We start from the raw sequence: 15,660 nt of genomic DNA, 5'->3' as shown, positions 1-15,660 counted from the left end.
AGTGTATCGTCGAAGCGCATGGCGTCAGGCGCCCGCGCATGTCTTTCTTTCACCAGCCGTCATGGCCGGGCTCGTCCCGGCCATCCACGCCGGACCGCCCGCGCGGATCTTGAAAAGCCGGTGTCAGCGGCGCCGCGTGGATGCACGGGGCAAGCCCGGCCATGACGATTGTTTCCTGCACGGCGTCAAGCCATGAATGTCGATCGCTCCTAGAGCGCGATCCGCCCATATTGCATCGCCTTAGGCGATTCAATATGGGCAGATCCGGCCCTAGTGGCCGGGCGTGGTGCCGAACAGTCGCCAGCGCTCGGCCCACAACACCGCCACCATGCCGAGCGCGCCGAGCAGGAAATAGCCCAGGCCCAGCGGCAGGACGGTACCGTCGAAGGCCCGGCCCACGGCCATGCCAAGCAGCGCCCCCATCAGCGTGGTGTAGAACCCCAGGAAGGACGAGGCGGTGCCCGCCACCGCGCCCAGGGGCTCCATGGCGATGGAATTGAAATTCGGCACCGTCAGCGCGAACAGCGCCTGATTGAGGCCCACCAGCAGGCAGAACAGCAGCACCGGCGGGCGTCCCTCGAACCCCAGCGCGGCGAGCACCTGCAACCCGCCCACCAAGGTGAAGCCGCACAGCCCGAAATGCGACAGCCGCCGCATGCCGATCCGGTTCACTAGGCGGGCATTGATGAAGGAGGCCACCGACATCACCCCGGCGATGGCGGCGAAGGCCAGCGGGAACAGCCGGCCGAGTTGATAGACGTCGGTCTCGAAGATTTGCTGCGAGGAGCCCACATAGCCCATCAGGCAGCCGAGCATCAGGCCCATGGCATTGGCATAGCCGAACGCCCGGCGGTTCGTGACGGTCATTCTCAGGCCCGCGAGAATGGCGCGCACGGAGAACGGCACGCGATATTGCGGATGCAAGGTTTCCGGCATGCGCAGCGCGAACCAGGTGGCGAGCACCAGGCTCAAAAGCAGCATGGCGCCGAAGATCACGTGCCAATTGCCCACCAGCAGCATCGCCCCGCCGGCTGCCGGCGCCAGGATCGGCACCACCAGGAACACCATCATGGCGAACGACATGACCCGCGCCATGTCGCGCCCCTGGAAGCGATCGCGCACGATCGCCACCGACAGCACGCGCGCGGCCGCACAGCCCATGCCCTGCACCGCGCGGGCGAACAGCAGCGTGTTGAAACTGTCCGCCGTCATGGCGATCAGGCAGCCGGCGCAATAGATCGCGAGCCCGATCATTAGCATGCTCTTGCGGCCGAACACGTCGGAGAGCGTGCCGAACACGATCTGCATCACCGCGAAGCCGATCAGATAGGCCGAGATGATGAGTTGGAGATCGTTCGGGTTGGCGACCGCGAAATAATGATGGATGGGCTCGAAGGCGGGCAGCAGATTGTCGATGGAGAAGGCGGTCAGCCCCATCATGAGGGCGATAATGGCGACGAATTCAATGAAGCCGGGTGCCGATGCGCCCGGCCGGGCCGGGGCGCTGTTGCGGTTCGTCATGGGGAAAAGGCTCGAAAGCGCGCCGGAGGACGGCGCAAGGGGAGGGCGTTGTGCCCGCTTCTAGGCGATCGCTGCGGGGAGTGCCCGCACTTTATTGTGTCACCGCAAACGCCGCCCCGGCGATTCCCCTTCTGCTCTCGTTCAGACCGCGTTCAGCGCGTGGTGCCGCGCAGATCCGCTTCCAGCTGGGGCCGGGCGGCCCCGCCGAAGCGCACTTTGTACACCTGGTAATTCTCCATCACCCGCTGCACATAATTGCGGGTCTCGGAATAGGGGATGCACTCCACCCAGTCCACCACGTCCACGTCCGGGTCGCGCGGATCGCCATAGCGCTCGATCCATTTGCGCACGCTGCCGCGCCCGGCGTTATAGGCGGCGAACACCAGCACATAATTGCCGCCGTAATTGCTCACCAGCTCGCCAAGCTCGGCCGCACCGAACTGGACATTGTAGGACTGGTCGCTCATCAGCCGCGCTTCGTTATAAGGCGCGCCGGTCTGCTTGGACACCTCGCGGCCGGCGGCGGGCGTCACCTGCATATAGCCCATGGCCTTGGCGCTGGAGAGCGTGCGCGGGTTGAATTGGCTCTCCTGCCGGGCCACCGCATAGATCACCGCCTTGTCCACCGGATTGCCGATGGAGGTATAAGAGGGCAGGCCAAACGTCGGGAAAGAGGCGACGTCGAGGGGATGGCCCTCCGCCGAGCCTTCCTTGCCCACCACCATGACGCCGCGGGTGTCGTTATTCGCCTGGGCCAGCTCCGCCACCATGGCGAGATGGGTGGAATCCTCCATCCGCCAGGCGAGGTCGTAATAGATGGTCAGCGGGATATCGCGCTCGCCGATGGCATAGAGCAGGCGGATGGCGCGCACCGGCTCGATGCGATCGAACGTGGCGCGGGCCTGGCCGGAAGCCTCCGGCTGGCGGCGCAGCGCCACCGGCGGCAGGCCGAGGCGGGCACGCGACATCTGTCCATAATAGGTGGTGCTGTAGCGGGCGGCCGCCTCATAGCGGGCGCGGGCGGTGCCGGTGTCGCCCATCGCCTCCGCCGCGCGGCCCTGCCAATAGCCGGCGCGGGCGAGCGTGATGGGGTGCTTCTGCTCGTGCGCCATGCGCGCGAAATGCTGGGCGGCGGTGCGCGGGTCCTTGAGGAAACGCAGCGCGATCCAGCCTGCGGTGAATTCCTCCTCGGCGCGATAATTGTCGGCGGTGGGCGTCGCGCCATGGGCAGCGACGCGATAGGCGGTCTTGAAATCCCCGCTGTCGAGAAGCTCGCGCGAGACCAGGCGGCGCTCGATCCACCATTCATCCGCATCACCCACGGCGGCCCGGGTATCGGGCGCGCTCAGCAGCGCCTGGGCGGCCTCGCCGGGGCGATCCGCGCGGCGGGCGAGTTGGGACTTGGCAAACAGATAGGCCGGATCATTGGCGAGGGTGAACGGCACCGCCGCCAGCAGCTTGGCACCGTTGGGATCCTTGCGGGCGATGGCGAGCCGGGCCTGGGTGAGGGCCACCACATCGCTGCCCGCGCGTGCGGCGGCGCGCATGGCGCGATCAGTGTCCGGCTTGTAGCTGAACGTGTCGGCGCGCGCCTTGTGATCGGCGCGGGTGAGGAGAGGGCCAAACTCGGTCATCACGGTCTTTTCGACCGATTCGCTGAGATCATCCTCACGCCACGCCTCGCGCACCAGGGCGGTGGTGGTGGCGCGGTCGCCGGAGGCGGCGAAGGCGCGCGCGAGCGCGATCTTGCCTTCGCCGGAAAGCGGATCGGCCTCCGAGAAGAAGGCGCGGATCACGTCGGGGCTGCGGTTTTCCACCAGCAGCATCCGCTCCGCGCGGCGGCGCAGGGTGCTCTGGGTCGGCCAGCCGGGCTTCTCCTTGAGAAACGCGTTGATGCCATCGAAGCCGAGATCGTTCGGCGCATTGCGGATGACCAGCCAGGTCACGAGATTGCGGGCCACGGGATCGTTCAAATCCCGCGCCATGGCTAGGGCCTGCGTGCCCTGTCCGTTCTTGGCGGCGGTGACCGCCGAGCGCAATTGGCCAAGTTCGCCCGACAGCGAAACCGCCGGCGCGCGGGCCGGAGCGAGGGAGAGTGCCGCGCTCGCCGGCTTGGCGTGCGCCTTCGAGGTGGCGGTCTTCTTCGACTCGGTTTTCTTCGCGTCGGATTTCTTCGCGTCGCTCTTTTTGGCGTCGCTCTTCTTGGCGTCGGCCTTCTTCGTGTCGGTCTTCGCCTTGGAGTCGGTGGACTTTGCCGGGGCGCTCTTCGCGGATTTGGCGGGCGGCGAATCGGACGTGTCGGAAGCGGCCATCACCGGCGCGGTCCAGGCGAGCGCGATCGCCAGGGCGGTGCGGGAGATCAGGCGGTGGGCAGGCGACATATTCGTTCCTCACGTCCTGGCTGGGGCTCGCAGAGCCTGTTGCCGCGCGACCGTTGGAGGCCGGATGTTCCGCCCTATTGTTCGCCATGTGCCTTGACGAAATGCTAAGCAGCCCGCCGCGAAGGAGCCTCACGAAACCGGCAAAACGAGGGCCGGAGCCCGCGCGACCCTTTCCGGCCGGCTCGCAACAGTTTATCTGATGCGATCCACCCGCTGAAATCAGGCGGGCGCGAATCGTTTTTCACAACAAGGCACCTGCCATGTCCTCCTCTTCGTCCCTGCCGCACTTCCGGGGTCAGTTCACGGCCCTGGTCACTCCTTTCCGGGATGGTGCGCTGGATGAAAAAGCGTTCCGCGACTTCGTCGATTGGCAGATCGCCGAGGGTATCGACGGGTTGGTTCCGGTCGGCACCACGGGCGAGAGCCCGACGGTGAGCCACGAGGAACACAATCGCGTGATCGAGATCTGCGTCGAGCAGGTGAAGGGGCGCGTTCCGGTCATGGCCGGCACCGGCTCCAATTCCACCGAGAGCGCGGTCGAATTTTCGCGCCATGCCGAGAAGGTCGGCGCCGACGCTTTGCTGGTGGTGACGCCCTATTACAACAAGCCCACGCAAGAGGGCCTGTTCCAGCACTTCAAGGCCATCAATGACGCGGTGGGCCTGCCGATCTTCATCTATAATATTCCGAGCCGGTCTGTGATCGACATGTCGGTCGAGACCATGGCGCGGCTGTATGAGCTGAAGAATATCGTCGGCGTGAAGGACGCCACCGCCAATCTGGCGCGGGTGTCCCAGCAGCGCCTCACCCTAGGGCCGGATTTCATCCAGCTCTCGGGCGAGGATGCGACCGCGCTCGGCTTCATGGCCCATGGCGGCCACGGCTGCATCTCGGTGGCGTCCAACGTGGCGCCGCGCCTCTCCTCCGAGCTGATGGGCGCCTGCATCGCGGGCGACTTCAAGGCCGCCCTGGCGCTGCAGGACAAATTGTTTCCCCTGCACACCGCTCTGTTTGTCGAGACCAATCCGGCGCCGACCAAGTTCGCGCTCTCGCTGCTCGGCAAGATGGCCGAGGACGTGCGCCTGCCCATGGTGCCGGTCTCCGAAACCACCCGTGCGGTCGTGCGCAGCGCGATGGCCCACGCGGGCCTGCTGAACTGAGGTTGAGGGACAGCGCGCGGCGGGAGAGGTTCGCCCCTTCCGCCGCCGTCCCCAAAAGCAAATGTCAGAAAAAAAGAAGAAAGAACTGCCGCGCAAAGTGGTCGCCGACAATCGGCGTGCCCGCTTCGACTACGAGATCGGCGAGGTCTTCGAAGCCGGAATCATGCTGACCGGCACCGAGGTCAAGAGCCTGCGCAGCGGCAAGGCGACCATCGGCGAAAGCTATGCCGCCGCCAAGAATGGGGAATTGTGGCTCTACAACGCCTATATTCCCGAATATCTGGAAGCCAACCGCTTCAACCATGAGACCCGCCGCCCCCGCAAGCTGCTGATGCACAAGCGCCAGATCGGCAAGCTGGCGCAGGCGGTGGAGCGCGAGGGCATGACCATCGTCGCCATGAAGATCTATTTCAACGAGCAGGGCCGCGCCAAGGTCGAAGTCGCGATCGGCAAGGGCCGCAAGACCCACGACAAGCGCGAGGCTGTGAAGGAGCGCGACTGGGGCCGCGACAAGGCCCGCCTCATGCGCGATCGCGGATAGCTCGATCCACCAAACCGCGGGAGGGGTCGTGGGCACTGCGCGCGACAGCTGTACCGCGGCCATGCCTTTGCTAGGATGAGACCAACACGCCGGTGCCGGGCAAACCGCGCGCCGGGCAAGACAGGGATGCAGCCGTGGCCGACTGGAGCGAACTTCCCGAAAATCTTCCGATCCCCGAGGATGATGGCAAGGCACGCCATCTGCCGGGCCTGGAACTGCCCATCATTCCGCTTGCCTCCACCGACGGGCGGCGGGTGGATCTCTCCTCCCTGTCCGGGCGCATCGTGGTCTATTGCTATCCGCGCACCGGCCAGCCGGACACGCCGAACCCGGAGGGCTGGGACGAAATTCCCGGCGCCCGGGGCTGCACCCCGCAGAGCTGCGCCTTCCGCGACCATTTCGAGCAATTGGTCGAGGTGGGCGCGCACCATGTGTTCGGCCTTTCCACCCAGGACACCGCCTACCAGCGCGAAGTCGCCGAGCGGCTCCATCTGCCGTTTCCGCTGCTGTCGGACCACACGCTGGAATTCACCCGCGCGGTGGAACTGCCGACCTTCACGGTGGAGGGCAAGGTGCTGCTGAAGCGCATCACCCTGATCATCGAGGACGGGGTGGTGGAACACGTCTTCTACCCGGTGTACCCGCCCCATGAGAACGCGGGAAACGTGCTCGAATTCCTGCGTCGGCGGATGGCCGGCTAGCGGCCGGCGGCGGTCTGCAGATAGGCGCTTGCCGCGCGGAAGACGTCGGCGAACATGGCCGGCGTCAGCACGCCCGTATTGGTGTTGTAGCGCGAGCAATGATAGCTGCCGAACAGGCGCAAGGGGCCGATCTGCGCCTGAGCGCCGTGGCCGAACTTCACGCGCGACACCTTCTCGCCCAGCGCGGCCACGGTGGAATCATGGCCGATCTTGCCAAGCGCGATGATCGCCTTGAGGTTCGGCATGGCCGAGATGGCGGAATGGAGGAACGGCCGGCAGGTGCGGATTTCCTCGGTGGTGGGCTTGTTCTCCGGCGGAACGCAGCGCACCGCATTGACGATGCGCGCATCGCGCAGCTCCAACCCGTCGTCCGGTCGCGCCGCGTAGCTGCCCACGGCGAAGCCGAAATCCAGCAAGGTCTGGTAGAGCAGGTCGCCGGCGAAATCGCCGGTGAACGGGCGCCCGGTGCGGTTCGCGCCGCGCAGGCCGGGCGCAAGTCCCACGATCAGCAGGCGGGCATCGTGCGGGCCGAATCCGGGCACCGGGCCGTTGAACCATGTGGGCTCGGCCGCGCGCCATTGGTCGCGAAACGCCGCGAGGCGCGGGCATAGGGGGCAATCATGCCCCGGCTGGCGTTCCATGCAGGATCAGGGCTCTTCGGCGTCGGGCAGCGGGGAACCGCGCCGCTCCAGGAACCGGGGCGTCTCATGCATGCGCCCCTGCCGCTCGGCGGGATCGCGCCCGATCTTCGATTGCAGGTCCACCAGATCCAGGAAGATATCGGCCTGCCGCCGCAATTCGTCCGAGATCAGGGGCGGCTGGGTGGAGACGGTGGACACGACGCTGACGCGAATGCCCTTGCGCTGCAAGGCTTCGACGAGGGAACGGAAATCCCCGTCGCCGGAAAACAGCACGATATGGTCCACGTGGCCGGCGAGTTCCATCGCGTCCACGGCGATCTCGATATCCATGTTCCCGCGCACCCGGCGGCGGCCCTGGGAGTCCGTGAATTCGCGTGCCAGCTTCGTGACGACGGAATACCCGTTATAGTCGAGCCAATCCAGCAGCGGCCGGATGGAGGAATACTCCTGGTCTTCGATCAGGGTGGTGTAATAAAAAGCGCGCAGGAGATATCCGCGCGACTGAAATTCTTTCAACAGCCGCTTGTAGTCGATGTCGAAACCGAGAGCCTTTGTTGCTGAATAGAGATTGGCGCCATCAATAAGCAGCGCGATCTTTTCCAGTCCGTTCATAAAGGGCGTCCAAAACCAAGAGGGGGAGTGTACAAGCTAGAATGGGTATAAAATGGGAAGTCCAACCTTTCTCGGACAGACTTAAGCGGAGCGCAAGTGAAAAGCCTGCGTGCCCTTGCCGCGTCCCGGGCTTTCCTGTAAACAAACCCTCTTCAAACTGACATCCTACCTTATCTTACCGCGCACGAGGGAGTGCCGAGCCCATGGCCCGTGTCACCGTTGAGGACTGCATCGACAAGGTCGACAACCGTTTCGAGCTGGTTCTCCTCGCCGGCCACCGCGCCCGCATGATTTCCTCAGGGGCGCCGATCACCATCGACCGCGACAACGACAAGAACCCCGTCGTTGCCCTGCGTGAAATTGCGGATGAGACGGTGAGCCCCGAGGATCTGAAGGAAGACCTCATCCACACCTTGCAGAAATACACCGAGGTGGACGAGCCGGAACCCGAGACGGTGCCGATGATCGCTTCCAGCGTCGGCTCCAGCGACGACACCGACATCGTGCTCGACCGCATGACCGAGGAAGAGCTGCTCGCCGGCCTCCAGGGCCTCGTGCCGCCCGAGCACAATGACGAGGACGAGGGCTGAACCCTCCGTCCCCACGGGATTTGCGTGATTTTTGAACGCGGTCGGCTCTGCCGGCCGCGTTTTTATTTGATCGGATTTCCGTTGGTCGCGACCGGCCTCAGAAGCCGACGGCGCTGCCCCGCAGATCATAGGCGTCCGCCGCCTCGATCTTCACCGTGGTGATCTCGCCCACCCGCAGCGGCCGGCGCGAGGCGACATGCACGCGGCCGTCGATCTCGGGCGCGTCGCCCTTGGTGCGGCCGATGGCACCGGCCGGGCCGACGCTGTCGATGATCACTTGCTGGCGCGTGCCCACCTTGCGCTTGAGACGGCGGGCGGAAATCGCCTGCTGGGTCTTCATGAAGCGGTCGTAGCGCTCGGCCTTCACTTCGTCCGGCACCGGGGCGGCGAGGTCGTTGGCGGGGGCGCCGGCCACCGGTTCGAATTTGAAGCAGCCCACGCGGTCGAGCTCGGCTTCCTTCAGGAAGTCCAGAAGCTCGGTGAATTCCTCCTCGCTCTCGCCGGGAAAGCCGACGATGAAGGTGGAGCGCAAGGTCAGGTCCGGCACCGCCGCGCGCCAGGCCTGCACGCGCGCCAGCGTCTTCTCCTGCGAGGCCGGGCGCTTCATGCGCTTCAGCACGGTCGGGCTCGCATGCTGGAAGGGAATATCCAGATAGGGCAGCACCTTGCCGCTCGCCATCAGGTCCATCACCCGATCCACATGGGGATAGGGGTAGACATAATGCAGGCGCACCCACGCGCCGAGCTCGCCCAGCGCCTCGGCCAGATCGAAGAAGCGGGCGGAGCGTTCGCGATCGCGCCACAGGCTCTCGGCATATTTGATGTCGACGCCATAGGCCGAGGTATCCTGCGAGATCACCAGCAATTCCTTCACCCCGGCGGCGACGAGGCGCTCGGCCTCGCGCATCACGTCGGCGAGGGGGCGGCTCACAAGGTCGCCGCGCAGCTTGGGGATGATGCAGAAGGTGCAGCGATTGTTGCAGCCTTCGGAAATCTTCAGATAGGCATAATGGCGCGGAGTGAGCTTGATGCCGTGCTCCGGCACGAGATCCAGGAATGGATCATGCTGCGGCGGCACCGCTTCGTGCACGGCGGCGAGCACGCTCTCATATTGCTGGGGGCCGGAGATGGCGAGCACGCTCGGGTGCACCGCGCGGATCTGCTCGGGCTCGGCGCCCATGCAGCCGGTGACCACCACCTTGCCGTTTTCCGCCAGCGCCTCGCCGATGGCGGAAAGGCTCTCCGCCTTCGCGCTGTCCAGAAACCCGCAGGTGTTGACGATGACGAGGTCCGCGCCATCATGGCCGCGGGAGAGTTCATAGCCTTCGGCGCGCAGGCGCGTGATGATGCGCTCGCTGTCCACCAGCGCCTTCGGGCAGCCAAGCGAGACGAACGAAATACGAGGCGAAGTCTTCGGCGCGAGTTCGGCCATGGCGCGGGGCGCGTTTCCATCAGTGTCAGGAGCGCCGACGCGTTAAGCGAGGATAGGGGCGGCGTCAATCCCGCGCCCGGACACGAAGCCGGCAAGCCGGTGGCCGCACGCGCGGCCGCCGGGCTTTTTTACCTCTCGCGCGCGTCCGCAAAACCATGAGGCGGCTTGACGCAGCGGTATCCGGGCGCATGGTCGCAGCAGAGAAAAACGCTTAACGTCATCCCTTTGATGGCGTAAGGATTAAGCCAGCCAGCCAATCCCCGCCGCGGGTCGCCAGCCAACCAGCTTTCTTTTTCTTGCCGGTGAAGCGCGATGACGACACGCGAATTTTCATGCATGCCCCGCGCGTGCGTCCGTTGGGGTTCGATCCTTTCCCTGATCGTGGCCGGTGCCGTTGCGGCGCCCAGCATGGGGATGGCGCAGCAGCCGGCGCCGCAAGCGCAATCCGCCCCTACGAGCTTGCCCGCCCAGCGTGCCTTGCCGGCACCCGCCGTGTCGCCCGGGCCCTCCGCTCCGGCGGCTGTTCCCACGGGCCCGGCGCCCGTAAGCGCTCCTTCCGCGGCAAGCGCCACCCCCGCCGCTGCCGCGCCAACGGTTTCCACGCCTTCTATTTCCGCTCCTTCTGTTTCCACTCCTTCTGTTCCTGCCCCTTCCGCCCAGGGCGCGCCCGGTGTGGGTACGCCGAGTGCCGGCGCGCCGGTGGCCACCTCCGCATCGCTGATCCTGCCGCATGATCTTTCGCCCTGGGGCATGTTCATGGCGGCGGACCTGGTGGTGAAGGCGGTGATGCTCGGGCTGGCCTTCGCCTCCGTGGTCACCTGGACCGTCGCCGTGGTGAAGGTGCTCGAACTTTTCATGGCGCTGGCGCAGGCCCGGCGCGGCCTCAAGATCCTGCGCCAGGCGAGCGGGCTCCTGCCCGCCGCCGGCGCGCTCGGCACCGCCAAGACCACGACTAACCGGCTTGTGCGCGCCGCTTTGGTGGAGCTTGAGGCCTCGCGCGGCCTGCCGGCCGAGGGCATCAAGGAGCGCGTGGCGATCTCGCTCAGCCGGATCGATGCCTATGCCACGCGCCGCATGCAGGTGGGCACCGGCCTTCTCGCCACCATCGGCGCGACGGCGCCGTTCGTCGGGCTGTTCGGCACCGTGTGGGGCATCATGAACAGTTTCATCGGCATCTCGAAGGCGCAGACCACCAATCTGGCCGTGGTGGCACCCGGTATCGCGGAAGCGCTGCTCGCCACCGCCATCGGTCTCGTCGCCGCCATTCCGGCGGTGGTGATCTACAATGTGTTTGCGCGCGCGATCGCCAATTACAGGGCGACGCTGGGCGATTCCTCCTCCGAAGTGCTGCGGCATCTTTCCCGCGATCTCGACCGGCACGACGCGGGCATCAGCGCGCCGCCCCTGCGCGCAGCGGCGGAGTGAGCCATGGCCGCTAAGCTCGATCTCGGCGGCGACGATCTCGTCGAAAACCATGAAATCAACGTCACGCCATTTATCGACGTGATCCTGGTGCTGCTGATCATCTTCATGGTGGCGGCGCCGCTCGCCACCGTGGATGTGCAGGTGGACCTGCCGACCTCCAATGCCCAGCCCCAGCCGCGCCCGGACAAGCCGCTGTTTCTGACGGTGAAAAGCGATCTCACCTTGTCGCTCGGCAATGACCAGGTGCCGCGCGATGGTTTCGGCCGGGTGCTGGATGCCGCCTCGAACGGCGACAAGCAGCAGCGGGTGTTCGTGCGCGCCGACCGCTCCGTGCCCTATGGCGACGTGATGGAGGTGATGAACCTGCTGCGCAATGCGGGCTATCTGAAGGTGGCTCTGGTGGGCCTGGAAGGCGCCGCGCCCGCGCTTCCGGCAGGTGCGCCTGCGCCCTCGGGTGCCGCGCCCGCGACAGCCGCGCCTGCACCGGCCGCGCCCGCAGCCGCCACCTCAGGGGCAGGGCGGTGACGTCGGTCCACCATCCCCATTTCCACTGGCACCATCCCACGCGCGCAGAGGTTCTGGCCTTCATCGCGCGCTGGGCGCTGGCGGCGCTGGTGATTTTCCTCATCCACGGGGCGCTGGTCTATATCGGGCTCTATTGGCAGCGCGACCAGGAGGGCGACCTTCCGGCCGCCGCGATGGTGATCGAATTGGCGGATCTCGCGGTGTCCTCGCCCTCGGAAACGCCCGACATCGCCCCCGGCCCGCCCATGGTGAAGGCGCCCGAGCCGGTGCCAGACGCCCCCGAGACGCCGGATGATTCGCCCCCGCCGCCCGAGCCGCAGGTGATGGAGAAGGTGGAAGAGGTGTTCGAGCTTCCTCCGCCGCCGCCCATGGCCGAAGTAATGCTGCCGCAGCAGAAGCCGGTGGAGGAGGTGAAGGAAAAGCCGAAGCCGCAGGAAAAGCCCGAGCCGCCGAAAAAGAAGGCGAGCCGCAAGCCCGCCGCCCCGGCCACCACCGCCGCGCCGAAGACCGATGCGCCGCAGGCCACCACCGCGGCGGCGCCGGCGATCGGCGCCTCTTCCGCCAATTCGGCGGCGCAGGCGACCTGGCGTGGGCAGCTGATGGCGCACCTCAACCGCTATAAGCGCTATCCCGCCGACGCCAACGGCGACAAAGGCATGGCGCGCCTGCGCTTCACCATCGACCGGTCGGGCCGGGTCGTATCCGCGAGCCTTGCCGGCTCCGCCGGATCGGCCGTGCTGGACCGCGAGGTGCTGGCGCTGATCCACCGCGCATCGCCCGTGCCGGCCCCGCCGCCGGAAATCGGCGGCAGCACCATCAGCCTCACGGTGCCGGTGAACTTCAACCCGCGCTGACGGGGCAATACGTGAGGCGAGGGCGCGCGCGCCGCGCACGCCCCTCGGCCCGCGCAGGCCAGCCGTGCCGGAAAGGTGGGGCGGGGCTTTGGACTTGGCCGCCACCCTGTGCTAAGCGACCACCCCTGCCCAAGTTCGCGCCAGCCGTGCCGCGAGCCGGCGCAGCGAAACCCTCGGAGACCACCTTCATGGCCTCGCTCGACGCGAACCGCGCCTCCGTCACGGAGGATCTGAACCGCTTCTTCTCCGCGCCGCTCTCGGAGAGCGATCCCGAGATCGCCGCCGCCATTACAGCGGAGCTCGGTCGCCAGCGCGAGGAAATCGAACTCATTGCGTCCGAGAACATCGTCTCGCGCGCGGTGCTGGAAGCCCAGGGGTCGGTGCTCACGAACAAATATGCCGAAGGCTATCCCGGCAAGCGCTATTACGGCGGCTGCCAGTTCGTGGATGTTGCGGAAAATCTCGCGATCGACCGGGCGAAGAAGCTGTTCGGGTGCGGCTTCGCCAATGTGCAGCCCAATTCCGGCAGCCAGGCCAACCAGGCGGTGTTCTTCGCCCTGATGCAGCCCGGCGACGCGTTCCTGGGCCTCAATCTGGCGGCCGGCGGACACCTGACCCACGGCTCGCCCGTGAACATGTCTGGCAAGTGGTTCACGCCCATCCCCTATGGCGTGCGCGAGGATGACCAGCGCATCGACTATGAGGAAGTGGCCAGGCTCGCCGACCAGCACAAGCCCAAGGTGATCGTCGCCGGCGGCTCGGCGTATCCGCGCGTCATTGATTTCGCGAAGATGCGCGCCATCGCCGATTCGGTGGGCGCCAAGCTCATGGTGGACATGGCGCATTTCGCCGGCCTCGTGGCAGGCGGCGCGCACCCGAGCCCGTTCCCGCACGCCCATGTGGTGACCACCACCACCCATAAGACCCTGCGCGGCCCGCGCGGGGGCATGATCCTGACCAATGACGAGGATCTGGCCAAGAAGATCAATTCCGCGATCTTCCCTGGCATCCAGGGCGGCCCGCTGATGCATGTCATCGCCGGCAAGGCGGTGGCGTTCGGCGAGGCGCTTCAGCCCTCGTTCAAGATCTATGCGAAGAATGTGGTGGAGAACGCCAAGGCGCTCGCCGACACGCTGCGCGGCCACGGCTTCGCCATCGTCTCCGGCGGCACCGACACCCATCTGATGCTGGTGGATCTGCGGCCCAAGCGGCTGACCGGAAAGGTTTCCGAAGCCGCGCTCGGGCGCGCCCACATCACCACGAATAAGAACGGCATTCCCTTCGATCCCGAAAAGCCGTTCGTCACCTCGGGCGTGCGCCTCGGCACGCCGGCGGGGACGACGCGCGGATTTGGGGTGGCGGAATTCCAGCAGGTGGGCCACATGATCGCGGAAGTGCTCGACGTGCTCTCGCAGAAGGGCGCGGACGAGGATAGCCTGGTGGAACAGGCGGTTCGCGGGAAAGTGGCCGAGCTTCTCGCGCGCTTCCCCATCTACAGCTGAGCGCGGGGGCGCCGGGGGGCTATCCAACATGCGGTGTCCGTACTGCGGAAGCCTGGACACCCAGGTGAAGGATAGCCGGCCGACCGAGGACAACACGGCCATCCGTCGCCGCCGGGTGTGCCCCGATTGCGGCGGCCGCTTCACCACGTTCGAGCGCGTGCAATTGCGCGAGCTCATGGTGCTGAAGCGGTCCGGCCGGCGGGTGCCGTTCGATCGCGACAAGCTCGCCCGCTCGGTGGAGATCGCCCTGCGCAAGCGGCCGGTGGAGCCTGAGCGGGTGGAGCGCATGCTCTCCGGCCTTGTGCGCCAATTGGAAAGCCTCGGCGACAGCGACATCACATCCGAGACCATCGGCGAATTGGTGATGGAAGGTCTCAAGCAGATCGACGACGTCGCTTACGTGCGGTTCGCGTCGGTTTATCGCAATTTCCGCGAGGCGAAGGATTTCGAAAGCCTGCTCGGCGAATTGTCGTCGGACGGCGAGCCCAAATTGACGCCCGGCGAAGCTCGGCCGACGTCCGGCGAACAAAAGCCGGCGTCATCGGCTTCCGCCGCGCACGAGGACTGATCCATGGCAGCCCTTGAGGCGGTCATTTCCCCCCAGGAAGACGAACGCCTGATGGCCGAGGCCCTGCGGGTCGGGCAAGAGGGCCTTGGCCGCACTTGGCCCAATCCCTCGGTCGGCGCCCTCGTGGTGCGGCAGACCGAGCACGGCCCGAAGATCCTCGGCGCCGCCGGCACCGCGCCCGCCGGCCGGCCCCATGCCGAACCTCTTGCATTGACTCAAGCCGGGGAGGGTGCCCGGGGCGCGACGCTCTATGTCACGCTCGAACCCTGTTCCCATTACGGGCGCACGCCGCCCTGCGCGGATGCGGTGGTCGCCGCCGGCATCCGCCGGGTGGTGGCGGCGATCGAGGATCCCGACCACCGGGTGAAGGGCCGGGGCGTCGCCCGCCTGCGCGCCGCCGGCATCTGGGTGACGGTGGGCGTGGGCGCCGAACAGGCGCTGGAGGACCATGCCGGCCACATCAGCCGCGTCACCCGCGGCCGCCCGCATGTTCTGCTCAAAATGGCGGTCTCCGCCGATGGCAAGGCCGCGCTCCCCGGTCCGCGCCCGGCGGCGATCACGGGGGAGGAGGCGCGCGCCCGGGTCCATCTCATGCGCGCCCATAGCGATGCGATCATGGTGGGCATCGGCACCGTGCTGGCCGACGATCCCATGCTTACCTGCCGCCTGCCGGGCCTGGAAGGACGCTCGCCGGTGCGCGTGGTGCTGGATAGCGACCTGCGCCTGTCGCCCGCGAGTGCCCTGGTGCGGACCGCGCAGGAAGTGCCGGTCTGGGTGATCTGCGCGGAGGAGGCTCCGCTCGGTCCCGAGCGCATCCTGGTGGATCTCGGGCTGGAAGTGCTGCGGGTGCCGCGCGCGAGCGACGGCCGGCTCGATCTCGGCGCGAGCCTGCATCTGCTCGGGCTGCTGGGCGTCACGCGGCTGATGGTGGAAGGCGGCCCGCACCTGGCGGCCGCGCTGCTGGAGTCGGGCCTCGTGGACGAGGTGGCGCTGTTGCGCGGCCCGCGCAGGCTCGGCCCCGATGCGCTCGACGCCTTGCCGGGCCGCGCGCTGGAGCGCCTCACCGCGCCGGTGGGTTTCGTCGAGGTCGAGCATGCGGATCTCGGCCCAGACCATCTGACGCGGCTGCGCCGGCGCTGAGGCCAAGAACCGACCGACATCGATGGCCTGACGCCATTGCAGCAAAGCTGCCTCATGCACGGGCCTG

At 66.8% G+C, this 15,660-nt stretch carries 15 protein-coding genes; 10 read left to right on the top strand and 5 right to left on the bottom strand.

Features of this window, described 5'->3' with window-relative positions; translation table 11 throughout:
* Window positions 1-270 precede the first annotated feature (270 nt).
* Window positions 271-1,521 carry a multidrug effflux MFS transporter gene (locus V5F78_RS09645; RefSeq protein ID WP_394071674.1) on the bottom strand — a complete coding sequence of 417 codons (1,251 nt, stop codon included), beginning with the start codon at window positions 1,519-1,521 and terminating at the stop codon, window positions 271-273.
* Between the two features lie 152 nt (window positions 1,522-1,673).
* Window positions 1,674-3,902: a transglycosylase SLT domain-containing protein gene (locus tag V5F78_RS09640; protein WP_394071675.1), complete on the bottom strand. Its 2,229-nt coding sequence runs from the start codon at window positions 3,900-3,902 to the stop codon at window positions 1,674-1,676.
* Window positions 3,903-4,162: 260 nt separating this feature from the next.
* On the opposite strand from V5F78_RS09640, the gene dapA reads away from it, so the two are divergent.
* From dapA to V5F78_RS09625, 3 genes are all read left to right on the top strand, one after another.
* Entirely contained in the window at window positions 4,163-5,062 is a 900-nt protein-coding gene (dapA, locus tag V5F78_RS09635; RefSeq protein ID WP_394071676.1) for a 4-hydroxy-tetrahydrodipicolinate synthase, read from the top strand.
* A gap of 61 nt (window positions 5,063-5,123) precedes the next feature.
* The gene (gene smpB / locus V5F78_RS09630; RefSeq protein WP_394012080.1) at window positions 5,124-5,603 is read left to right on the top strand and encodes an SsrA-binding protein SmpB; all 480 of its coding nucleotides are present in this window, start codon (window positions 5,124-5,126) and stop codon (window positions 5,601-5,603) included.
* A gap of 134 nt (window positions 5,604-5,737) precedes the next feature.
* Entirely contained in the window at window positions 5,738-6,304 is a 567-nt protein-coding gene (locus V5F78_RS09625) for a peroxiredoxin (RefSeq protein ID WP_394071677.1), read from the top strand.
* Here the strand turns inward: V5F78_RS09625 and V5F78_RS09620 are convergent.
* Together V5F78_RS09620 and V5F78_RS09615 are read right to left on the bottom strand one after the other, a co-directional pair.
* The gene (locus V5F78_RS09620) at window positions 6,301-6,945 is read right to left on the bottom strand and encodes a uracil-DNA glycosylase (RefSeq protein ID WP_394071678.1); all 645 of its coding nucleotides are present in this window, start codon (window positions 6,943-6,945) and stop codon (window positions 6,301-6,303) included. The genes V5F78_RS09625 and V5F78_RS09620 overlap by 4 nt on opposite strands.
* A gap of 6 nt (window positions 6,946-6,951) precedes the next feature.
* Window positions 6,952-7,557 carry a LabA-like NYN domain-containing protein gene (locus tag V5F78_RS09615; protein ID WP_348848379.1) on the bottom strand — a complete coding sequence of 202 codons (606 nt, stop codon included), beginning with the start codon at window positions 7,555-7,557 and terminating at the stop codon, window positions 6,952-6,954.
* Between the two features lie 203 nt (window positions 7,558-7,760).
* Here V5F78_RS09615 and rpoZ point away from each other — a divergent pair, with 203 nt between their 5' ends.
* Window positions 7,761-8,147, top strand: a complete 387-nt coding sequence (rpoZ, locus tag V5F78_RS09610; protein WP_394071679.1) for a DNA-directed RNA polymerase subunit omega — start codon at window positions 7,761-7,763, stop codon at window positions 8,145-8,147.
* 97 nt (window positions 8,148-8,244) lie between these two features.
* Here rpoZ and rimO read toward each other — a convergent pair whose 3' ends face one another.
* Window positions 8,245-9,579, bottom strand: coding sequence for a 30S ribosomal protein S12 methylthiotransferase RimO (gene rimO / locus V5F78_RS09605; RefSeq protein WP_394071680.1), 1,335 nt, complete (start codon window positions 9,577-9,579; stop codon window positions 8,245-8,247).
* A gap of 672 nt (window positions 9,580-10,251) precedes the next feature.
* On the opposite strand from rimO, the gene exbB reads away from it, so the two are divergent.
* From exbB to ribD, 6 genes are all read left to right on the top strand, one after another.
* On the top strand, window positions 10,252-11,004 hold the full coding sequence (exbB, locus tag V5F78_RS09600) for a tonB-system energizer ExbB (protein ID WP_394071681.1): 753 nt from the start codon (window positions 10,252-10,254) through the stop codon (window positions 11,002-11,004).
* A 3-nt stretch (window positions 11,005-11,007) separates the two neighbouring features.
* Window positions 11,008-11,529 (top strand): TonB system transport protein ExbD, encoded by a 522-nt coding sequence (exbD, locus tag V5F78_RS09595; protein WP_394071682.1) that lies wholly within the window; start codon window positions 11,008-11,010, stop codon window positions 11,527-11,529.
* Window positions 11,526-12,383 (top strand): energy transducer TonB family protein, encoded by an 858-nt coding sequence (locus V5F78_RS09590; protein WP_394071683.1) that lies wholly within the window; start codon window positions 11,526-11,528, stop codon window positions 12,381-12,383. The genes exbD and V5F78_RS09590 overlap by 4 nt, the downstream gene beginning before the upstream one ends.
* Window positions 12,384-12,571: 188 nt before the next feature.
* The gene (gene glyA, locus V5F78_RS09585; RefSeq protein ID WP_394071684.1) at window positions 12,572-13,885 is read left to right on the top strand and encodes a serine hydroxymethyltransferase; all 1,314 of its coding nucleotides are present in this window, start codon (window positions 12,572-12,574) and stop codon (window positions 13,883-13,885) included.
* A gap of 28 nt (window positions 13,886-13,913) precedes the next feature.
* Window positions 13,914-14,453 carry a transcriptional regulator NrdR gene (nrdR, locus tag V5F78_RS09580; protein ID WP_394071685.1) on the top strand — a complete coding sequence of 180 codons (540 nt, stop codon included), beginning with the start codon at window positions 13,914-13,916 and terminating at the stop codon, window positions 14,451-14,453.
* Between the two features lie 3 nt (window positions 14,454-14,456).
* Window positions 14,457-15,593, top strand: a complete 1,137-nt coding sequence (gene ribD / locus V5F78_RS09575; RefSeq protein WP_394071686.1) for a bifunctional diaminohydroxyphosphoribosylaminopyrimidine deaminase/5-amino-6-(5-phosphoribosylamino)uracil reductase RibD — start codon at window positions 14,457-14,459, stop codon at window positions 15,591-15,593.
* The last annotated feature ends 67 nt before the right edge of the window (window positions 15,594-15,660 follow it).

It is taken from the genome of Roseixanthobacter glucoisosaccharinicivorans (genome assembly GCF_043195095.2).
In the GTDB taxonomy this organism is placed as follows: Bacteria; Pseudomonadota; Alphaproteobacteria; order Rhizobiales; family Xanthobacteraceae; genus NCEH01.
This window is presented reverse-complemented; position numbering and strand designations above follow the sequence as displayed.

Bases quoted from the DNA above. Each gene is read 5' to 3' on its own strand.
- V5F78_RS09645 (WP_394071674.1), bottom strand. From the start codon at position 1,521: ATGACGAACCGCAACAGCGCCCCGGCCCGGCCGGGCGCATCGGCACCC.
- V5F78_RS09640 (WP_394071675.1), bottom strand. From the start codon at position 3,902: ATGTCGCCTGCCCACCGCCTGATCTCCCGCACCGCCCTGGCGATCGCG.
- dapA (WP_394071676.1), top strand. From the start codon at position 4,163: ATGTCCTCCTCTTCGTCCCTGCCGCACTTCCGGGGTCAGTTCACGGCC.
- smpB (WP_394012080.1), top strand. From the start codon at position 5,124: ATGTCAGAAAAAAAGAAGAAAGAACTGCCGCGCAAAGTGGTCGCCGAC.
- V5F78_RS09620 (WP_394071678.1), bottom strand. From the start codon at position 6,945: ATGGAACGCCAGCCGGGGCATGATTGCCCCCTATGCCCGCGCCTCGCG.
- V5F78_RS09615 (WP_348848379.1), bottom strand. From the start codon at position 7,557: ATGAACGGACTGGAAAAGATCGCGCTGCTTATTGATGGCGCCAATCTC.
- rpoZ (WP_394071679.1), top strand. From the start codon at position 7,761: ATGGCCCGTGTCACCGTTGAGGACTGCATCGACAAGGTCGACAACCGT.
- rimO (WP_394071680.1), bottom strand. From the start codon at position 9,579: ATGGCCGAACTCGCGCCGAAGACTTCGCCTCGTATTTCGTTCGTCTCG.
- exbD (WP_394071682.1), top strand. From the start codon at position 11,008: ATGGCCGCTAAGCTCGATCTCGGCGGCGACGATCTCGTCGAAAACCAT.
- glyA (WP_394071684.1), top strand. From the start codon at position 12,572: ATGGCCTCGCTCGACGCGAACCGCGCCTCCGTCACGGAGGATCTGAAC.
- nrdR (WP_394071685.1), top strand. From the start codon at position 13,914: ATGCGGTGTCCGTACTGCGGAAGCCTGGACACCCAGGTGAAGGATAGC.
- ribD (WP_394071686.1), top strand. From the start codon at position 14,457: ATGGCAGCCCTTGAGGCGGTCATTTCCCCCCAGGAAGACGAACGCCTG.